The 3,288-nt window shown below is 39.7% G+C and carries 2 protein-coding genes and 2 pseudogenes; 3 read left to right on the forward strand and 1 reads right to left on the reverse strand.

Annotated features, from left to right (window positions below; translation table 11 throughout):
* Window positions 1-148: pseudogene (locus HT734_RS09100) on the reverse strand (FAD:protein FMN transferase); the annotation flags it as partial.
* A gap of 310 nt (window positions 149-458) precedes the next feature.
* On the opposite strand from HT734_RS09100, the gene HT734_RS09105 reads away from it, so the two are divergent.
* From HT734_RS09105 to pdxT, 3 genes and pseudogenes are all read left to right on the forward strand, one after another.
* Window positions 459-1,838: an FAD-dependent oxidoreductase gene (locus tag HT734_RS09105; protein ID WP_173278327.1), complete on the forward strand. Its 1,380-nt coding sequence runs from the start codon at window positions 459-461 to the stop codon at window positions 1,836-1,838.
* 152 nt (window positions 1,839-1,990) lie between these two features.
* Window positions 1,991-2,853: pseudogene (gene pdxS, locus HT734_RS09110) on the forward strand (pyridoxal 5'-phosphate synthase lyase subunit PdxS).
* Window positions 2,854-3,288 (forward strand): pyridoxal 5'-phosphate synthase glutaminase subunit PdxT (gene pdxT / locus HT734_RS09115; RefSeq protein ID WP_173308517.1); only part of this gene is annotated, 435 nt, incomplete at its 3' end.

The raw sequence follows: 3,288 nt of genomic DNA on the forward strand, positions 1-3,288 counted from the left end.
CAGATTCTTGGCTATTGGCATTGAAGCGGTATTCTAGCTCTTTGAGTAAATCAAAGGATTTTTGAAGCAAGATATCGGCTCGCTCATCTACTAATGAAATAGTGATAGTAGTCCCCATTAGCCGTTCGGAATGTGAACTAAGAGGCAAGCTACCAACTCCTTTCTCTTATGTGAAAAGAAGGTTGAAATATTGTAAATTTATATTAAATTTAACCCCTTACAATTTCTTTCCATGATATTAGCATACCATAAAGTCAGCGTTTTCACAAATAAAATTTGTAAAGTTGTCAAGAAATATGCTCAGAAAATAAAGAATAATTGTAAGAAAGAATGATAAAATACAAATTATTTACATTTTTTTACAAAAAAATCGGGAAAATTAGCAAAACTCTTGTAAACGCTAACAGTAAATGTTATACTAGAAGAGTAAATTTAAAATTGAAGGTAGGAATTTTTCTATGAGTAAAATCGTTGTAGTTGGTGCTAACCACGCTGGTACAGCATGTATTAATACTATGTTGGATAATTTTGGAAATGAGAACGAAATCGTTGTATTTGACCAAAACTCTAACATCTCTTTCCTAGGATGTGGAATGGCCCTTTGGATTGGGGAACAAATTGACGGTGCTGAAGGCTTGTTCTATTCTGATAAAGAAAAATTGGAAGCAAAAGGTGCTAAAGTTTACATGAACTCACCTGTTCTTTCAATTGACTACGACAACAAAGTTGTGACTGCAGAAGTTGAAGGTCAAGAACATAAAGAATCTTACGATAAATTGATTTTCGCTACAGGTTCTACACCAATCTTACCACCAATTGACGGTGTTGAAATTGTTAAAGGCAACCGCGAATTTAAAGCAACTCTTGAAAACGTACAATTCGTTAAATTGTACCAAAACGCTGAAGAAGTTATCAATAAGCTTGCTGATAAGAGTAAACACCTTGATCGTATCGCTGTTGTTGGTGGTGGTTATATCGGTGTTGAACTTGCTGAAGCCTTTGAACGTCTTGGAAAAGAAGTTGTGCTTGTTGATATTGTAGATACTGTCTTGAACGGTTACTATGACAAAGACTTCACACAAATGATGGCCAAGAACTTGGAAGACCACAACATCCGTTTGGCTCTTGGTCAAACTGTTAAAGCAATCGAAGGTGACGGTAAAGTTGAACGCTTGATTACTGATAAAGAGACTTTCGATGTAGACATGGTTATCCTTGCAGTTGGTTTCCGTCCAAACACAGCCCTTGCTGATGGTAAGATTGAACTCTTCCGCAACGGTGCCTTCCTTGTAGACAAGAAACAAGAAACATCTATCCCAGGTGTATTTGCCGTTGGTGATTGTGCAACTGTCTATGACAATGCTCGTAAAGAAACTAGTTACATCGCTCTTGCTTCAAACGCTGTTCGTACTGGTATTGTTGGTGCTTACAACGCTTGTGGACATGAATTGGAAGGAATCGGTGTTCAAGGTTCAAACGGTATCTCAATCTATGGTCTTCACATGGTTTCAACTGGTTTGACACTTGAAAAAGCAAAAGCTGCTGGCTACAATGCGACTGAAACAGGCTTTAACGATCTACAAAAACCAGAATTCATGAAACATGATAACCATGAAGTAGCGATTAAGATTGTCTTTGACAAAGATAGTCGTGAAATTCTTGGTGCCCAAATGGTTTCACATGATATTGCAATTAGCATGGGAATCCACATGTTCTCACTTGCTATCCAAGAGCATGTGACAATTGATAAATTGGCATTGACAGACCTATTCTTCTTGCCACACTTCAACAAACCATACAACTACATCACAATGGCTGCACTTACAGCTGAAAAATAAAATTTGATGAACTATCTGGCCTTAAGTTAAGGTCAGATAGTTTTTTAGATGATTTGTCCCCATACAATTATGGTTTTTTTATCTTGTGATTCCTCCAAATCTGACTTAAAATGAAATAGTAGCTACCAATACAAATGATGAGGATAAAACAAATGACTGAAAATCGTTATGAACTANNCAGATGCTTAAAGGTGGGGTTATCATGGACGTTCAAAATCCTGAACAGGCCCGTATTGCAGAGGCTGCTGGTGCGGCAGCTGTGATGGCCTTGGAGCGAATTCCAGCTGATATTCGTGCAGCTGGTGGTGTTTCTCGTATGAGTGATCCAAAGATGATCAAGGAAATCCAAGAAGCGGTTAGCATCCCAGTGATGGCCAAGGTCAGAATCGGGCATTTTGTTGAAGCTCAGATTTTAGAGGCTATTGAGATTGACTATATCGATGAGAGTGAAGTTTTATCTCCAGCTGACGATCGTTTCCATGTGGATAAGAAAGAATTCCAAATACCTTTTGTCTGTGGAGCTAAGGACTTGGGTGAAGCCTTACGTCGTATCGCTGAAGGTGCTTCTATGATTCGTACCAAAGGAGAACCGGGTACAGGAGATATTGTCCAAGCCGTTCGTCATATGCGTATGATGAATCAAGAAATCCGTCGCATTCAAAATCTACGTGAAGATGAACTCTATGTCGCAGCAAAAGAACTCCAAGTACCTGTAGAATTAGTTCAATACGTTCACGAACATGGAAAACTACCAGTCGTGAACTTCGCAGCAGGCGGTGTAGCAACACCTGCAGATGCTGCTCTTATGATGCAGCTAGGGGCAGAGGGTGTCTTTGTCGGTTCAGGTATTTTCAAGTCAGGAGATCCTGTTAAACGTGCAGCAGCAATTGTCAAGGCAGTTACAAACTATCAAAATCCTCAAATACTAGCCCAAATCTCTGAAGATTTGGGAGAAGCCATGGTTGGTATCAATGAAAATGAAATTCAAATTCTCATGGCTGAGCGAGGGAAATAGATGAAAATCGGAATATTGGCCTTGCAAGGTGCCTTTGCAGAACATGCAAAAGTACTAGATAAATTAGGTGTCGAGAGTGTTGAAATCAGAAATCTAGATGATTTTCAGCAAGATCAGAGTGACTTGTCGGGTTTGATTTTGCCTGGTGGTGAGTCTACAACTATGGGCAAGCTCTTACGAGACCAGGATATGCTGATTCCTATCCGAGAAGCAATTCTATCTGACTTACCAGTGTTTGGGACCTGTGCGGGCTTGATTTTGCTGGCTAAGGAAATCATTTCTCAGAAAGAAAGTCATCTTGGAACTATGGATATGGTGGTCGAGCGCAATGCCTATGGGCGCCAACTAGGAAGTTTCTACACGGAAGCAGAATGTAAGGGAGTCGGTCAGATTCCAATGACCTTTATCCGTGGTCCAATTATCAGCAGTGTTGGA

Source organism: Streptococcus sp. k-90 (assembly GCF_013277565.1).
In the GTDB taxonomy this organism is placed as follows: domain Bacteria; phylum Bacillota; class Bacilli; order Lactobacillales; family Streptococcaceae; genus Streptococcus.

What these genes read in the sequence shown, in the direction of transcription:
- HT734_RS09105 (WP_173278327.1), top strand. Translation starts at nt 459, where the DNA reads ATGAGTAAAATCGTTGTAGTTGGTGCTAACCACGCTGGTACAGCATGT.